General features: G+C 42.7%; 16 protein-coding genes and 1 pseudogene. 16 read left to right on the top strand and 1 reads right to left on the bottom strand.

Annotation, left to right across the window (positions count from 1 at the left end):
• The first annotated feature begins 98 nt into the window (after positions 1-98).
• The 5 genes from ACFQ0V_RS10205 to ACFQ0V_RS10185 all read left to right on the top strand — a co-directional run bounded on the left by ACFQ0V_RS10205 (position 99) and on the right by ACFQ0V_RS10185 (position 5,413).
• A complete protein-coding gene (locus ACFQ0V_RS10205; protein WP_381013024.1) occupies positions 99-1,832 on the top strand; it encodes a XylR N-terminal domain-containing protein in 1,734 nt (577 codons plus the stop codon).
• Positions 1,833-1,981: 149 nt separating this feature from the next.
• Positions 1,982-3,529 (top strand): 4-hydroxyphenylacetate 3-hydroxylase family protein, encoded by a 1,548-nt coding sequence (locus ACFQ0V_RS10200; RefSeq protein WP_381013021.1) that lies wholly within the window; start codon positions 1,982-1,984, stop codon positions 3,527-3,529.
• Between the two features lie 26 nt (positions 3,530-3,555).
• Positions 3,556-4,326, top strand: coding sequence for a dioxygenase family protein (locus ACFQ0V_RS10195; protein ID WP_381013018.1), 771 nt, complete (start codon positions 3,556-3,558; stop codon positions 4,324-4,326).
• A 69-nt stretch (positions 4,327-4,395) separates the two neighbouring features.
• The gene (locus ACFQ0V_RS10190) at positions 4,396-4,947 is read left to right on the top strand and encodes an adenylyltransferase/cytidyltransferase family protein (protein ID WP_381013016.1); all 552 of its coding nucleotides are present in this window, start codon (positions 4,396-4,398) and stop codon (positions 4,945-4,947) included.
• A 1-nt stretch (position 4,948) separates the two neighbouring features.
• Complete coding sequence (locus ACFQ0V_RS10185) at positions 4,949-5,413, top strand: flavin reductase family protein (protein WP_381013015.1); 465 nt, start codon at positions 4,949-4,951, stop codon at positions 5,411-5,413.
• Positions 5,414-5,552: 139 nt separating this feature from the next.
• Here ACFQ0V_RS10185 and ACFQ0V_RS10180 read toward each other — a convergent pair whose 3' ends face one another.
• The gene (locus ACFQ0V_RS10180) at positions 5,553-6,665 is read right to left on the bottom strand and encodes a muconate cycloisomerase family protein (RefSeq protein ID WP_381013012.1); all 1,113 of its coding nucleotides are present in this window, start codon (positions 6,663-6,665) and stop codon (positions 5,553-5,555) included.
• A gap of 348 nt (positions 6,666-7,013) precedes the next feature.
• Between ACFQ0V_RS10180 and ACFQ0V_RS10175 the strand changes: the two genes are divergently transcribed.
• The 11 genes and pseudogenes from ACFQ0V_RS10175 (at position 7,014) to ACFQ0V_RS10125 (ending at position 15,023) form a co-directional block, all read left to right on the top strand.
• Entirely contained in the window at positions 7,014-7,328 is a 315-nt protein-coding gene (locus ACFQ0V_RS10175) for a DUF3870 domain-containing protein (RefSeq protein WP_381013010.1), read from the top strand.
• 134 nt (positions 7,329-7,462) lie between these two features.
• Complete coding sequence (locus tag ACFQ0V_RS10170; protein ID WP_381013008.1) at positions 7,463-7,936, top strand: DUF3237 domain-containing protein; 474 nt, start codon at positions 7,463-7,465, stop codon at positions 7,934-7,936.
• Between the two features lie 12 nt (positions 7,937-7,948).
• Entirely contained in the window at positions 7,949-8,782 is an 834-nt protein-coding gene (locus tag ACFQ0V_RS10165; protein ID WP_381013006.1) for an alpha/beta hydrolase, read from the top strand.
• The gene (locus tag ACFQ0V_RS10160) at positions 8,782-9,474 is read left to right on the top strand and encodes a CoA transferase subunit A (RefSeq protein WP_381013003.1); all 693 of its coding nucleotides are present in this window, start codon (positions 8,782-8,784) and stop codon (positions 9,472-9,474) included. Before ACFQ0V_RS10165 ends, ACFQ0V_RS10160 begins: the two co-directional genes overlap by 1 nt.
• Positions 9,464-10,102, top strand: coding sequence for a 3-oxoacid CoA-transferase subunit B (locus tag ACFQ0V_RS10155; protein WP_381013001.1), 639 nt, complete (start codon positions 9,464-9,466; stop codon positions 10,100-10,102). The genes ACFQ0V_RS10160 and ACFQ0V_RS10155 overlap by 11 nt, the downstream gene beginning before the upstream one ends.
• 5 nt (positions 10,103-10,107) lie before the next feature.
• Positions 10,108-11,307, top strand: coding sequence for an acetyl-CoA C-acyltransferase (locus tag ACFQ0V_RS10150; protein ID WP_381012999.1), 1,200 nt, complete (start codon positions 10,108-10,110; stop codon positions 11,305-11,307).
• Between the two features lie 56 nt (positions 11,308-11,363).
• Positions 11,364-11,492, top strand: a pseudogene (locus tag ACFQ0V_RS10145) (cyclase family protein); the annotation flags it as partial.
• 169 nt (positions 11,493-11,661) lie between these two features.
• Positions 11,662-12,513, top strand: a complete 852-nt coding sequence (locus ACFQ0V_RS10140) for a 3-hydroxybutyryl-CoA dehydrogenase (RefSeq protein ID WP_381012997.1) — start codon at positions 11,662-11,664, stop codon at positions 12,511-12,513.
• A 155-nt stretch (positions 12,514-12,668) separates the two neighbouring features.
• Entirely contained in the window at positions 12,669-12,995 is a 327-nt protein-coding gene (locus ACFQ0V_RS10135; RefSeq protein WP_381012994.1) for a rhodanese-like domain-containing protein, read from the top strand.
• Positions 12,996-13,120: 125 nt separating this feature from the next.
• Positions 13,121-14,179 (top strand): P-loop NTPase, encoded by a 1,059-nt coding sequence (locus tag ACFQ0V_RS10130; protein WP_381012992.1) that lies wholly within the window; start codon positions 13,121-13,123, stop codon positions 14,177-14,179.
• Positions 14,180-14,348: 169 nt separating this feature from the next.
• A complete protein-coding gene (locus tag ACFQ0V_RS10125; protein WP_381012989.1) occupies positions 14,349-15,023 on the top strand; it encodes a KinB-signaling pathway activation protein in 675 nt (224 codons plus the stop codon).
• Positions 15,024-15,067: the final 44 nt, after the last annotated feature.

Raw genomic sequence — 15,067 nt, 5'->3', positions numbered from 1 at the left:
TTATTTATCGTGCTCTTAATGCAAAAAGTAAACAAAATGTTACAAAATCGTTTACGATAGAAACAATTGTACATTAGGGAAATGAAGGGGGAGTTTGGATGAAAGCGAATCAGTTGTTTTTAGAAGAGGTGCTCGACGTGAATCGACGTACTGGGGTCATTCGATTGCATGAAGAGCGCGTCGTGTTGTTTTCGAATGAGGCGCTCGGAATTTTAAGTGCGGATCTCATTCATACGCTTGGCATTGAGCGAGCGAAAGGTTTTTTAATGCGTTTCGGTTGGTCGTGGGGATATCGAGATGCGGAGACGTTACAAGCGAAATATGATTGGACGTCGCTCAAGGAGCTGTTGTTAGCAGGGCCTGTCATGCATACGATTGCGGGTGTCGTCACTGTAGAACCGAATCAAATCGAAATAACAGACGATGCCTTGTTTTTCTCTGGATATTGGCGCAATTCGTATGAAGCGGATCTTCATTTGTTAAAGCATGGCGTGCGTGAAGAGTTTTCGTGTTGGTCTTTACTCGGTTATGCGAGCGGTTATTTGTCTGCTAGTTTCGGTCATAAAGTGTTAGCGTACGAGCTCACTTGTCGTGCGAAAGGGGACGAAGCTTGTTATTTTGAAGCGCGTACGGTGGAGCATTTAGATGCATGTCACCAAAAAGATTTGAAATATTATAAAGAAGAATCGATGAATGACATTTTAGAAGATACGTATCGTCAAATGGAATTGTTGCATCAACATATCGATGAAGCGAAACAGTTTCGTGATTTATTAACGGAGCATTTTTTATCGGATGAAAATATTGAAACGACTTTATCTTTACTGCGAGATTGTTTACAAAAAACAGTACGGGTTGAAAAGTACGGAGCCATTCTTGCATCTTCAACAGTCGAGTCGCCACTCGAACAGCGAGAAGAGATTCGCTATCCGATCGTGTCGAAAGATGAATTGCTCGGGTCGTTATTAATTGATGTGGAAGAGCCGTTGACACAGCGAGAAGAGTTACTCGTCCAACAAGCGCTCGTCGTGTTAAAAATTCAAATGTATCACGAATTGAAAATGATGGAGTCCATTTGGACGAAGCGCTCGAACTTTATCGATGATATCATGAATGGTCGTTTCACGAGTGACTTAACGTTAAGACATCAAGCGGCACTGTTCGAACTCGATGCGGATGCGTCGTACATGGTCGTTAGCTTTAAACTGTCACGCAAAGAAGATAGTGAAGAAGCGGTCGCTTATTTATCTCACCATTACGAAGAGTTTCAAACATTTATGCGAGAAGGATATGTGACGATGCTCATTTCCGAACAGATGGAGGAGCGTTATCGTTTATTTGCGACGACGATTTTGCAAGAGATGACCGATCAATTTCCTCGCAGTCGTATTTATATCGGGGTCGGGCGTGAAGTAGAGAAATTGCGTGACATTAGCAAAAGCTATATAGATGCGAAACGATTATGTGATTTTTTGTCACTCGTCTATCCACATCAAAACCATATGACGAATTACAGTTCGGTTCAATCGGTCATGATGTTCATTAACAATACGAACCATGATGAAATGATCGAATTTTATGAGTCGGTCATCGGAGAGATTATCGAGTACGACCGCGACAATGAAACAGAGTTGCTCATTACGTTGAAGATTTTTCTCGATTACAATGGCAATTTGCAACAGACGGCCGATGAATTGCATTTATCGATTGCCGGACTCCGTTATCGTCTCGATCGCATTGAAAAATTGAGTAAAATGGATTTAAAATCAGGACATGATCGGTTCCAATATCAATTTGCTATTCAAATTCACTTCTTATTGCAAATAATTTAGTAAAAATAGAGGAATTCACGCTCCCCCCCTTTAAAAAGATGTAGTTTCTTACGAACAGTCTATACTTTTTTACAGTTCACAGAATTGTCAGTGAAATGTAACATAATAGACAAGTAAGCGATTACAAATCATTCGAAGGGGGTTTTTGTATGAGTCAAGATTCAAGGTTACCACTTACGGGAGCTGAGTATTTAGAAAGTTTGAAGGACGGTCGAGAGATTTGGTTGCATGGGAAGAAAGTAAAGGATGTTACAACGCATCCTGCTTTCCGAAATAGTGCTCGCTCGATTGCAAGACTGTACGATGCACTGCATGACCCAGAAACGAAAGATATTTTAACACGTCCGACAGACACAGGGAATGGAGGATATACGCAACGTTTCTTCCAACCCGATACTTCTCCGGAAGATTTGTTTAAAACGCGTGATGCGATTGCTGCATGGTCACGTCTCACATATGGCCAAATGGGTCGTTCACCTGATTATAAAGCTTCTTTCTTAGCGACACTCGGAGCGAATCCTGAATATTATGGGGAATATGCGGATAACGCCCGATACTGGTATAAAGAAGCACAAGAGAAAAACTGGTTCTTCAACCATGCGATTATTAACCCGCCAGTCGATCGCGATAAGCCAATCGACGAAGTGAAAGATATTTTCATTCATAAAGTGGGCGAGACAGATGAAGGGATTATTGTAAGCGGTGCCAAAATGGTTGCGACAGGTTCGGCATTAACGAATTATAACTTTATCGCGCATTACGGTGCACTTGCGATTCCGAGTCCAGAATTTGCGCTCGTATTCGTCGCAGATATGGCATCACTAGGGATTAAATTAATTAGTCGTCCATCTTACGAGTTGAACGCAGCGGTGACAGGAAGTCCATTTGATTTCCCATTAAGTAGCCGCTTCGATGAAAACGACACGGTCATCATCTTTGATAAAGTACTCATCCCGTGGCAAAACGTTCTCGTCAATGGCGATGTCGACAAAGCGAATAGCTTCTTCGCAGAAAGTGGTTTCTTAAACCGTTTCACATTCCACGGAGTTACACGTTTAGCAGTGAAGCTCGACTTCGTATCCGGTTTATTAATGAAAGCTTTACGTGGCAATGGAACGGATAAGTTCCGTGGCGTACAAGCGCAAATCGGAGAAGTGATCGCTTATCGTAACATGTTCTGGGCGTTAAGTGATGCGATGGCATTAAATCCACAGCCGAGCGCGAACGGCACCGTTATTCCGAATATCGATTACGGTTTAGCGTACCGTGTGTTTATGTCGGACGGTTGGCCACGCATTAAAGACATTATTGAAACAGTCGTCGCAGGTAGCTTAATTGTACAGCCATCTAGCGTGAAAGATTTCCAAAATGAAGAGCTTCGTCCGTACATCGATCAGCTATATCGTGGATCGAATGGGATTGAAGCGGAAGAGAAAATTAAAGTGATTAAATTGTTATGGGATGTCATCGGTACTGAGTACGGAGGTCGACATGAATTGTACGAACGAAACTATTCAGGAAATAACGAAAACATCCGTATGGAAAACTTATTTATGGCACAAGAACGCGGCCAGGCGCAGTATTTTGAAGATTTCGCACAACAATGTATGGATGATTACGACATGAACGGATGGGTGAACGATACGTGGATTAACCCAGATGATATGAACGTAACATTCAACATTGAAGAAAAATAAAACATAAAAATTTAGGGGGAATTACAATGAGCAAACAAAATGAACGCGTAGTAGAGGTATTCGGTTTATTCATTAAACACATTCAGGAGTTTTTAAAAGAAGCTAAATTAAACCACGAAGAGTATACAAACTTCGTAAACTGGGCAGATCGTCTCGGTCGTAAAGGCGAATTGCCACTTTTCGCAGACGTCTTTTTAGAAACACACGTATTGCGTGCAATGTACACGGACAAGCCAGGTACACAGCCGTCACTTTTAGGACCATACTTCATCGAAGGATCACCGGAATTAACAGAGAAGGATGGAGATGCACTCATCTTAACGCAACGACCAGATGAAGCGGGAGAAAAAATGTACTTTAAAGGGAATGTCAGCAGCGTTAACGGTCAACCAATCGCAAATTGCCGTGTTGAAATGTGGCAAAACGATGCGTCAGGGAAGTACTCAGCATTCGATTCAGATGCGCCACGTTACAACTTCCGCGGACATTTCTACACGGATGAGAACGGTAATTTCGAAGTGCGTCACATCGTACCTTTACCATACTCGATTCCGACAGACGGACCGACTGGAGAGTTTTTAGAATATACGGATCAACATCCGATGCGTCCAGCTCACTTACACTTCATGTTTGAAGCGGACGGACACGAAACACTCATTACACAAGTATTCTTTGAAGGTGATGAATGGTTAGAAACAGACGTTGCGGACGGTGTACGTCTAGACTTAATGACGAAAATTGAAGAAAATAACGGACGTAAAGAAGCGAAACTCGATTTCGTCATGCGTGAACAATAAATGATAGAAAAGGAGGCATTTGCGAGAATGCCTCTTCTTTTCCTATTTTGAATACAAGGAGGTGCGAAAATGAAAGTATACGGAGAAAATGAACTCGATTTAGACGGTGCGATTGTGACGATCGGTGCTTTTGATGGTTTACATCGTGGCCATCAACAGTTGATTCAAAAAGCGCAACAGCGAGCTGAACTTTGGGGAGTTCCGTTAGTCGTATACACATTCGATCCACCACCTAAAGTATTCTTTCAAAATAAACAATTGTTGACGCCGCTTGAGGAGAAATGTCAGTTTTTAAGAAATATGCAAGTAGACTATACAATTTTCGCGCGTTTTGATGAGAATTACGCAACGCGTTCAGCTGAGAAGTTCATTGAAGAACTGCAAAGACTTCGCCCGATGGAAGTTTGGGTCGGCGATGATTTCAAGTTCGGAAAAGATCAACGAGGAACAGCTCACATGCTTCGAGAACATTTTTGTACGCATGAATTTGAAGAGATTACATGTCGTGCTGGTTTACGTATCTCTTCTTCACGTATTCGAGAATTGTTAGAAAAAAATCAACAAGCTTTAGCGAACGATTTATTAAATCGAGAAGCGGTAGCGATGATAAGGGGGAAATAATATGGACGTACGAGAATTTAGAAATTGTATGGGACGCTTTGCGACAGGGGTGACTGTCGTAACGTGTAAAACGGAAGACGGGTATCACGGATTCACAGCGAACTCTTTCACATCGGTGTCATTAGATCCACCTTTAATTTTAGTGTCAGTCGATAAAAAAACGAAGGCTGCTGAATATTTGCGTAATAACTCTTTTGCGGTCAATATTTTGCAGGAAGATCAACATGCTGTGGCGATGCATTTCGCTGGTCGCCCGAACGAAAATCAATTATTCGATTGGCATGAAAGTGTGCATACGGTAAAACTAGACCGAGCATTGGCACATATCGAATGTACACCGTGGGCAGAATATGACGGTGGGGATCACGTGCTCTTTTTAGGAGAAGTACAAGATTTCACCTATACGACTGCGCCAGCGTTGACGTATTATGCAGGACAATTTTCAAAGTTAGAACATGCTGAATAGACGAACACTCGCTTGAAACAAACATGGAAACGAAACCGACCTTTTAACCCTTCAACTGTTCCGCTCTCAAACAGTTGAAGGGTTTTTTGCGTAAAAAAATAGAGCGAGTCTTTGAAATAAACTCGCTCTTTCATACGTGTTATTGACGTTTATAGTGCTTTAATTTTTCTTCATCGATTGTCATACCAAATCCAATGCCTTCTGGAATGTGTACTTGGAAGTCGCGGTATTCGATGTCGTTTGTCGTGAGTGTATCTTGGAATAATAACGGACCGAATAGCTCTGTACCGAATTGTAGCTCTGGCAATGTAGCATATACGTGTAAGCCGATCGCTGATCCGAGAGAGGATTCAATCATCGTTCCGCCGTAAAGCTCAAGACCCGCTGCTCGTGCGATACTTGCGACTTCTTTCGTTGCGAGTAAGCCACCTGCCTTACAAATTTTAAGGGCGATACTGCTTCCTGCGCGATGTTTCGCGATTTGGAAAATTTCATGAGCATCGTTCGCTCCTTCATCTGCCATAATAGAAACGTGGAAACGCTCCGTCAATCGTTGCATTCCTTCGAAATCCCATTTCGGTAACGGCTGTTCAATCATGGAAACACCGCCATCTTGCAGCGCTTCGATTGCATAATAGGCCGTACGTTCATCCCATGCTTGATTGACATCGACAGTGAGGCGCGCTTGATCTCCAACCGCTTCTTTAATCTTTAACACATGTTCGACGTTTTTCATCGCATCTCCAACACCGATTTTTAACTTGAAAATATTGTGGCGTTTTTGATGGAGCAGTTCTTTCGCTTCTTCGATGTCGCTTCCTGTATCTCCGCTCGCTAAAGTCCAAGCGATCGGCAAAGCGTCATGAATTTTCCCTCCGAGTAAATCATAGGCAGGTAACTGTCGTTGTTTCGCGGCTAAATCGATCAAAGCTCCTTCAATGAGTGCTTTGGCGAACGTGTTGCCTGATACAAACTTTGAAACATCATGCATAATGCGGTTGAACTGTTTTGGATCTTTGCCGATTAAATGCGGGACGATGTATACTTCGGCATTCGCTTTTATCGCTTCTGGTGTCGATTCACCATAAGAAGCCCCTCCGATCGTTGCGACTTCTGACCAACCGACAAGCCCTTCTGTGTCACGTACTTGTGCAACAACGATCGTTTGCATCGTAATCGTGTGCATCGATAATTGATGCGGACGAATCGTCGGCAAATCAACGATATCAATTTGAACTGATTGAATGTTCATACGTTCACTTCCTTCTCTATATTTTAGCTTTTCTGACAAAATAAAAAACGGCATGAAACGAAGAGAACAGTCTCTTCATTTCATGCCGTGATCAGTCTAATGGTTGAAAAATAGGGTATATTTTTCAGTTAGAGTGAAGGCAAGTTGCTTTCTTTTTTATAAAAAAGAAATTGCATTCATTTTATCAGAATTGTAAGATAATCGTATCAGACGTTGTTTATCGTTGTCAATAACAAGTGCTAAAAAGATTGGTATTAGGCAATTGCTTGCGCTTTCATAGTTGACAAAAAATGAAGACGTTGATACGATAATGATACATTCAGAATGATTGAAAGGGTGGCTCATGTTATGGATACGATATTAGTAACGGCTTATTCAAAAGCCCCTCAAGGTTCTGCAATGTATGAGCGTTTTAAACATTCTGGTATCGTGTTACAGATTGAGAAAGAGACGCATCTCATTCGTAATGTCGAATTTACATTTGTGACGAAGCTTGCGCAACAGTACTTGGAGCAATTAGTAGTAGGAGCGAATTTTCATACGGATCTCGACCTCCTTATCGAACGCATCCAACAACATTTTCTCGCACCGTCGCAGCAATCAATTATCGTCGCATTAAAAAACGCTCATCAACGATTCGTTGATGAAGTGATAAAAAAATAAGAACGCCTTTTTGCTAACAGGAGGTATTACCCTACCTCTACACCTTAGTAAATAACGGCATTAATCTTAGGTCTTTGTAGACCTTTGATTAATGCCGTTTTTTGTTTTTTATCATACTTAAAGGAGAGAGTTCCATGCAATTATACGAAGCACCAACTTTACAATTTTTATGCAATATGACATTAGAAGTAGAAACTGAATTTCCGACGACAGGTAAGACATACAACGGAGCAGCTCGTCGCATTATTGGCGTAACAGGAGGCGTGTTAGAAGGTCCAGACTTTAAAGCGAATGTGCGTCCAGGAGGGTCGGATTGGATCGTCGTTCGTGAAGATGGCACGATCATTCAAGATGTGAAAATCGTGCTTGAAACAGATGATGGCGCAACGATTTTAATGACGTATCGCGGCATTCGGACAGGTCCGAAAGAAGTGTTAGAGCGACTTGGGCGAGGAGAGCATGTGCCGAAAGAAGATTATTATTTCCGCCATGCGCCGATTTTTGAAACGGACAGTCCGAAATATGACTGGATGAATAAACATTTATTCGTCGCGACAGGAGAACGATTACCGAGCGGCGTACAATATGCGATTTTTACAGTGAAATGAGGAGGAACGAATATGAATATATTATTGCGAGACGGTGGGCATCTTCATTACGCGGTGTACGGAGAAGAGCATGCAACAAATGGCACGATCGTCATGATTCACGGACTTACAGGTAACCGTCATCAACTAACGAAATATCGCAAAGCATTTCAAATGCAGTATGAAGTGATTGCGATCGATTTACGAGGTCGTGGCGACAGTTCAGCGCAAACAGAAGATAGTGGCATTCCGACGCATGTGGACGATGTTTTAGAATTGCTGGATCAACTTCAGTTAACGAATGTGACGTTGTTCGGTTATTCGATGGGAGCTTACATTTCTCAAGCAGTCGCAACGAAAACAGACCGTGTTCAACGCGTCATTTTAGTAGATGGTGGTGGACACGTCGACGAAGAAGGAAAAGCGCTCGTTTACCCGTCGCTCGGTCGCATGAACAATCAGTACGACACGTGTGAGCCATATGTGGAAGAAACGACAACCATTTATAAAAATTTAAAAGTCACCATCGATGAAGATGTGCTAGAAGCGGTCCGCTACGAATGCCGACCGAAAGAAGGAGCATTCGGAAATGTGGCGAACCCTGAAAAAATAAAACAAGACTTCGATAGTTTTTATGACTACGATGTGGCGCATTATGTAGAGACGAACGATAAACCGACGTACCTCATTACAGGGGAAGGGCCTCTCGGAGAACGACCACTTTTTACGAAAGACAATTACCGTATTTTTCAAGAGCAGTCGAATGTGACAGTGTTCGAAACGGATCAAAATCATTATGAACTAGCATTTAATAAACAACGAGAAGTGATAGAACGACTTACGAACTTTTTAAAGGAGGAATTGTGATGCGAAATAAAGTGATTACGCCTGAAGAAGCGGCCGATATGATTCACTCAGGTCAAACGATGATGGTCGGCGGTTTCGGATTAATTGGAAGCCCGCTGACGATTTTAAAAGCGTTGGAAAGTCGTGCAGTGGATGAACTAACCGTTATTAGTAATAACGTAGGGGAAGAAGGCAGAGGGCTCGGCCGGATTTTACAGCAAGGCAAAATTTCAAAAGCGATCGGTTCGTATTTTACGAGTAATCGTGAGGCGGTTCGTATGTATAACGAAGGGAAATTGCAGCTGCAACTCATCCCACAAGGAACGTTAGCGGAAGCACTTCGCGCAGGAGGAGCAGGGATTCCAGCGTTTTATACGAGTACGAGTGCGGGAACGAAACTCGCAGAAGGAAAAGAAGTGAAACAGTTCGGTGGGAAGACATATGTGTTACAGGAAGCTTTACACGCGGATGTCGCACTCATTAAAGCGCATCAAGCGGACGAGCTCGGAAATTTAACGTACTACAAAACAGCGCGCAACTTCAATCCGATGATGGCGACAGCAGGTAAAAAAGTGATCGTGGAAGTCGATGAAATTGTACCAGTCGGCGAATTAGATCCAGAAGCGATCGCAACACCGCACTTATACGTCGATCATCTCGTTTTGAGCAAAGCGACATTGTTAGAAGGGGGGCAAGTACGTTATGAATCCTAAACAAATTATTGCACAAAAAGTAGCGTCTCATATTGAACCATATGCGGTCATTAACCTCGGAATCGGTATCCCGACACTCGTGCCGAATTATTTGGAAGAGGGGGACTATTACTTCCATACGGAGAACGGTTTGCTTGGGGTGGCAGAGTTAGACGAAGCAAATGTCGATCCACAACTCGTCAATGCAGGTAAACTCCCTGTCGGTGAAGATATCGGTGCTTCGTATTTCCATAGTGCCGACTCGTTCGCCATGATTCGAGGCGGACATATCGATGTAGCGATACTCGGTGCTTTGCAAGTTGATTCGAAAGGACGCATTGCCAACTGGGCGATTCCTGGAAAAGATATCGTCGGTGTCGGAGGAGCGATGGACTTACTAGAAGGGGCGAAACAAGTGATCGTTACGATGTTGCATACGTCAAAAGACGGCGATCAAAAGTTATTGGATGAATGTACATTTCCCATTACGTCAGAACGAGTAGCGGATTTAATTATTACAGAACGCGCAACATTCAAGTGGCAAGAAGATCATTATGAACTCATCGAAGTGTCAGAAGGTTATACATTACAAGATATTGAACAATCCACATCTTTACAATATACAATTTCACCATTATTAAAGGAGTGACGACGATGACAAGAGTAGCGATTGTAGATGCAGTACGTACACCGATTGGAAGATATGCAGGAGAATTAAGTTCGATTCGACCAGATGACTTAGGAGCGATCGTCATTCAAGCGTTGTTACAAAGAAATGAAGCGCTTGATCCGATTACGATTGACGATGTCATTTTTGGAAATGCAAACGGTGCAGGAGAAGAAAATCGCAACGTGGCACGAATGTCCGCTTTGCTGGCAGGATTGCCGATTGAAGTTGGTGGCACGACGTTGAATCGTTTATGTGGCTCAGGGTTAGATGCGGTTAACTTTGCGGCGCGTACGATTTTAGCAGGAGAAGCGGATGTGATGATTGCCGGCGGTACGGAAAGTATGTCTCGCGCACCTTTTGTCATGGCGAAACCAGGCAGAGCATTCCCACGAGGAGAAATGCAACTGCAAGATACGACGATCGGTTGGCGTTTCGTCAATCCGAAAATGGAAGAAATGTACGGTGTTGACACGATGCCTCAAACCGCTGAAAATGTCGCGACAGATTATAATATTTCACGTGAACGACAAGATGAATTTTCGCTTCAATCGCAATTGAAAACGAAAGAGGCACAACAGTCAGACCGCTTTGCGGATGAAATTGTTCCTGTATCGTATAAGACACGAAAAGGGGAAGAAGTAGTCGTTTCTGTCGATGAACATCCACGTCCCGATTCGACAATTGAAGGACTTCAAAAATTACGTGCGCTTTTCCCAAACGGAACGATTACAGCAGGCAATGCTTCAGGCGTGAACGACGGAGCGAGCGCTTTACTATTAATGAGTGAAGAGCGAGCGAAAGAGCTCGGAGTCGACGTGCTCGGCTATTATACGATGTCTGCGACAGCAGGAGTGGAGCCACGTGTGATGGGCATTGGACCGATCGCAGCGACAGAAAAGTTATTGCGACGTGCAAATCGAACAGTGGAAGAACTCGATTTAATCGAGTTGAATGAAGCATTTGCAGCGCAAGCACTCGCTTGTATAGATGGCTTACAACTTCCAGTTGATAAAGTGAATGTGAACGGTGGTGCGATCGCTCTCGGTCACCCGCTTGGCGCAAGTGGCGCACGCATTTTAACGACATTGCTTCATGAGATGAAGCGTCGTGACGCGAAGCTCGGCCTTGCAACGATGTGTATCGGAGTCGGGCAAGGGATTGCGACATTAGTCGAAAGAGATTGATGCGAAGGTGAATCTTTTTTGTATAATGAATCATAATACAAAGGGGGGAGTGCTTTATGGCAGAACGGTTAGCAGAAGCGATGAATTATTTGAAAAGTCGGAAATGGGTCGATTTAACACATACATTTGGTCCGGATAGTCCTCATTTTTCAGCTTTTCCTGATGCACAATTCGAAACATTGTTTGCCTTAAAAGAAATCAGTCACTCATTTTGAAGTGACTGGTTTTTCATATGGAGAACCTTTTTTCCTCTCTTGCAAATCTCCTAAATAATGTTTAAACTAAAAGAGAACGTATTTTTACATAAGCGTTTACGAATAATTGTAAGCGGTTTCTAACATGGGAGGGAATGGAATGGCTATTCAAAAAGTAATGGTTGTAGGAGCGGGACAGATGGGTTCTGGCATCGCTCAAGTATGTGCGCAAGCAGGATATGACGTATTGTTAAACGATATGAATGAAGATGCACTCAGTAAAGGGATGAGTCGCATTGAAGGATTGCTCGCACGTGCGGTTGAAAAAGAACGAATGACGGAAGAAGAGAAGCAAGCGACGATGGGGCGTCTGACAGCTTCATCTACTTTAAATGATGCGCAAGATTGCGATCTCGTCATCGAAGCAGTTGTAGAAAATATGGACGTGAAAACATCAGTCTTTAAACAGCTCGATGAGATTGCACCGAAACATGCGATTTTAGCATCGAATACATCATCATTACCGATTACAGACATTTGTGCAGCGACAAATCGTCCTGAGCAAGTGATCGGCATGCACTTTATGAATCCGGTACCCGTCATGCAATTAGTAGAAGTAATTCGCGGGTTACAAACGAGCGATGACGTGTACCAACAAATTGCAGACATGTGCATAAAATTAAATAAAACATCGGTAGAAGTAAATGACTTCCCTGGTTTCGTAGCGAACCGTATTTTAATGCCGATGATTAACGAAGCGGTATACACGGTATATGAAGGCGTTGCATCGGTAGAAGACGTTGATGCTGTCATGAAACTCGGAATGAACCATCCGATGGGACCATTAACACTTGCTGACTTTATCGGACTCGACACATGCTTATCTATTATGGAAGTGTTACACGAAGGATTAGGAGATAGCAAGTATCGTCCATGCCCATTATTGCGCAAGTACGTGAGCGCAGGTTGGCTCGGCCGCAAATCAGGTCGCGGTTTCTATCAATACGATTAAAAATTAAATACGTTTTACAATGCGTTAGTTCTGTGAGCTAGCGCATTTTTATTTTTTAGGAGGAAATCATTAATTTCAAACAAATTTATCGTTAATTAAACAATTCATCGATATACTTATAACAAACAAAGTTAATTGAGATAGGAGTTTGTCAAATGAATGTATTACAAGAAATTTCAACCGATGAATTATTGCGTCGTATGGACGAGGGAGAGCAATTTCATTTAATCGATATTCGAGAAGATTTTGAAGTGGCGACGGGCATGATTCCAGGAGCTGTACACATCCCGATGAACACGGTACCTGCTCGTTTAGGGGAGTTCGATCCTGAAACGGAATATGTTTTAATTTGCCGTGCGGCGAACCGTACGCGTGCTTTAGGGGATTATATGGCGGCACGAGGTTTCAAGGTTGCTCATATGACAGGCGGTATGATTGAGTGGCGCGGGGAAGTCGTTATTCCAACAGGTTTAGACGAGTGAGTGGAAAGTCGAGAGTATATGTTTCAACGTACTCTCGATTTTTTAAGTCGCTTTCATCGTGTACAAAGAGTTGAATATGATATACTAAAATTTGATAAATATATACAAACAGGGAGTGTTTCATCGTGTTAACTGAACAGACAGTTCGAGAAGTTGTCGGAGCTTTAGAAGATCCGTTTTTACATAAAACTTTAGCGGAAACAGATGGGCTCGTTGAAGTGTCAATTAAAGAAGAGAAACAACACGTCAGTGTGAAAGTTGCATTAGCGGTGTTAAATACACCAGAGCAAATGGCTTTCCAAATGAAAGTCGTTGAAGTATTAAAAGAAGCGGGAGCGGCTACTGTCGGAATTCGTTTTGAAGAATTGCCGAAAGAAACGCTTGAAAAATTCCGTGGTTCTGCGACAGCAGCGGAAGCGCAAGATATTTTGTCACCGCTTAGCAAAGTGCAATTTATTTCAATCGCTTCAGGTAAAGGTGGGGTAGGGAAGTCGACAGTATCGGTCAACTTAGCTGTAGCACTTGCACGTGCTGGCAAAAAAGTAGGCTTAATTGACGCAGATATTTACGGATTCAGTATTCCAGATATGATGGGAATTCGCGATTTACCGAAAGTGGAAGACGGTATTATTCAACCGGTTGACCGCTTCGGAGTAAAAGTCATTTCAATGGGCTTCTTCGTGGAAGATAATGCGCCTGTCGTATGGCGTGGTCCTATGCTCGGTAAAGTGCTCGATCAGTTCTTCCGAGACGTCGCGTGGGGAGACTTAGATTACTTAATTCTCGACTTACCACCAGGTACTGGAGACGTCGCATTAGACATTCACCAAATGTTGCCAGCATCGAAAGAAATCGTCGTCACAACACCGCATCCGACAGCGGCATTCGTCGCAGCGCGCGCTGGAGCGATGGCGTTACAAACAGACCATGAAATTTTAGGTGTTATTGAAAATATGGCATGGTTCCAATCAGAAGTTTCAAACCAGAAAGAGTACGTGTTCGGTAGCGGAGGCGGTCCACGCTTAGCAGAAGAGTTACGTACCGAATTACTCGGACAAATTCCACTCGGACAACCAGATTGGAACGAAGAAGACTTCGCACCTTCTGTTTATGCGAAAAATCACCCGATCGGTGAAATTTATCATGAAGTAGCACAAAAAGTTATCGAGAAAACAGAAGCATAAGTAAGTTTAATTGAATCACAAGTGAACTTCGCACAGCAATATGCAAGTTTACTTGTGATTTTCACTATGTTTAAACAAGAACAATCGGTGAACAGTGAGAAAATGAATAGATTTTTTAAAAATCAGTTGTTAGACTAATAACTAATGATAAACAATGGAGGAATACATTGTGACAATACGAAATTGGGTGAAGTTTTTCTTTAATGCGCTACTCATTGGTGGAGCCATTACAGCGGTCGTCGGTCTCGTTGTACGTTGGGAATTTTTCTCGAGTATGTGGGCAGACGGCGAATACTTTCAGTTTTTAGGTGCATTTTTATGGATGATCTTTTTAGGGTTTACGATGAGTGTCGTCGCGCAAATGGGTTTCTTTGCGTATTTAACGATTCATCAGTTCGGTGTCAATATGTTCCGTTCTCTTACGTTATGGAACTGGGTTCAAGTCGTCATTATCGGATTCGTCATTTTTGATTTAATTTATTTCCGTTTTATGAAAGGGAATTCTGATTATGTTGGACTTTACGTCTTTTGGATGATCGTTTTATTAGGAACGGCTTTCGTCACAGCATATTTGAAAGCACAATGGACGAAAAAACATACATTTATTCCGGCATTGTTCTTTATGATCGCTGTTACGACGTTAGAATGGTTACCTGCTTTAATGGTCAAGACAGGGAACATCGAACAATGGTCGACAATTTTACTTTTCCCGCTCGTTGCGGTTAACAGTTATCAATTGTTAATTTTGCCGAAATACAATCGCCAGTCAGATGAAGACCAAGCGAAGTTAGAAGCTCGTCGCGAAGAAAGAAAAGCGAAGAAACAAGAAAAGAAAAAAGCATAATAAAAGAAAAGATGTTGAGAAACTTCGGGATAAGAAGAGGTTCG

Source organism: Savagea faecisuis, from assembly GCF_042675605.1.
GTDB lineage: Bacteria > Bacillota > Bacilli > Bacillales_A > Planococcaceae > Savagea > Savagea faecisuis.
The sequence above is the reverse complement of the archived record's forward strand: the minus strand, read 5'-3'. Positions and strand labels throughout refer to the sequence as shown.

Excerpts from the sequence above, each read along its gene's own strand:
- ACFQ0V_RS10185 (WP_381013015.1), top strand. The coding sequence starts at position 4,949 with ATGGACGTACGAGAATTTAGAAATTGTATGGGACGCTTTGCGACAGGG.
- ACFQ0V_RS10175 (WP_381013010.1), top strand. The coding sequence starts at position 7,014 with ATGGATACGATATTAGTAACGGCTTATTCAAAAGCCCCTCAAGGTTCT.
- ACFQ0V_RS10165 (WP_381013006.1), top strand. The coding sequence starts at position 7,949 with ATGAATATATTATTGCGAGACGGTGGGCATCTTCATTACGCGGTGTAC.
- ACFQ0V_RS10190 (WP_381013016.1), top strand. The coding sequence starts at position 4,396 with ATGAAAGTATACGGAGAAAATGAACTCGATTTAGACGGTGCGATTGTG.
- ACFQ0V_RS10195 (WP_381013018.1), top strand. The coding sequence starts at position 3,556 with ATGAGCAAACAAAATGAACGCGTAGTAGAGGTATTCGGTTTATTCATT.
- ACFQ0V_RS10155 (WP_381013001.1), top strand. The coding sequence starts at position 9,464 with ATGAATCCTAAACAAATTATTGCACAAAAAGTAGCGTCTCATATTGAA.
- ACFQ0V_RS10135 (WP_381012994.1), top strand. The coding sequence starts at position 12,669 with ATGAATGTATTACAAGAAATTTCAACCGATGAATTATTGCGTCGTATG.
- ACFQ0V_RS10200 (WP_381013021.1), top strand. The coding sequence starts at position 1,982 with ATGAGTCAAGATTCAAGGTTACCACTTACGGGAGCTGAGTATTTAGAA.
- ACFQ0V_RS10140 (WP_381012997.1), top strand. The coding sequence starts at position 11,662 with ATGGCTATTCAAAAAGTAATGGTTGTAGGAGCGGGACAGATGGGTTCT.
- ACFQ0V_RS10170 (WP_381013008.1), top strand. The coding sequence starts at position 7,463 with ATGCAATTATACGAAGCACCAACTTTACAATTTTTATGCAATATGACA.
- ACFQ0V_RS10160 (WP_381013003.1), top strand. The coding sequence starts at position 8,782 with ATGCGAAATAAAGTGATTACGCCTGAAGAAGCGGCCGATATGATTCAC.
- ACFQ0V_RS10205 (WP_381013024.1), top strand. The coding sequence starts at position 99 with ATGAAAGCGAATCAGTTGTTTTTAGAAGAGGTGCTCGACGTGAATCGA.
- ACFQ0V_RS10150 (WP_381012999.1), top strand. The coding sequence starts at position 10,108 with ATGACAAGAGTAGCGATTGTAGATGCAGTACGTACACCGATTGGAAGA.
- ACFQ0V_RS10180 (WP_381013012.1), bottom strand. The coding sequence starts at position 6,665 with ATGAACATTCAATCAGTTCAAATTGATATCGTTGATTTGCCGACGATT.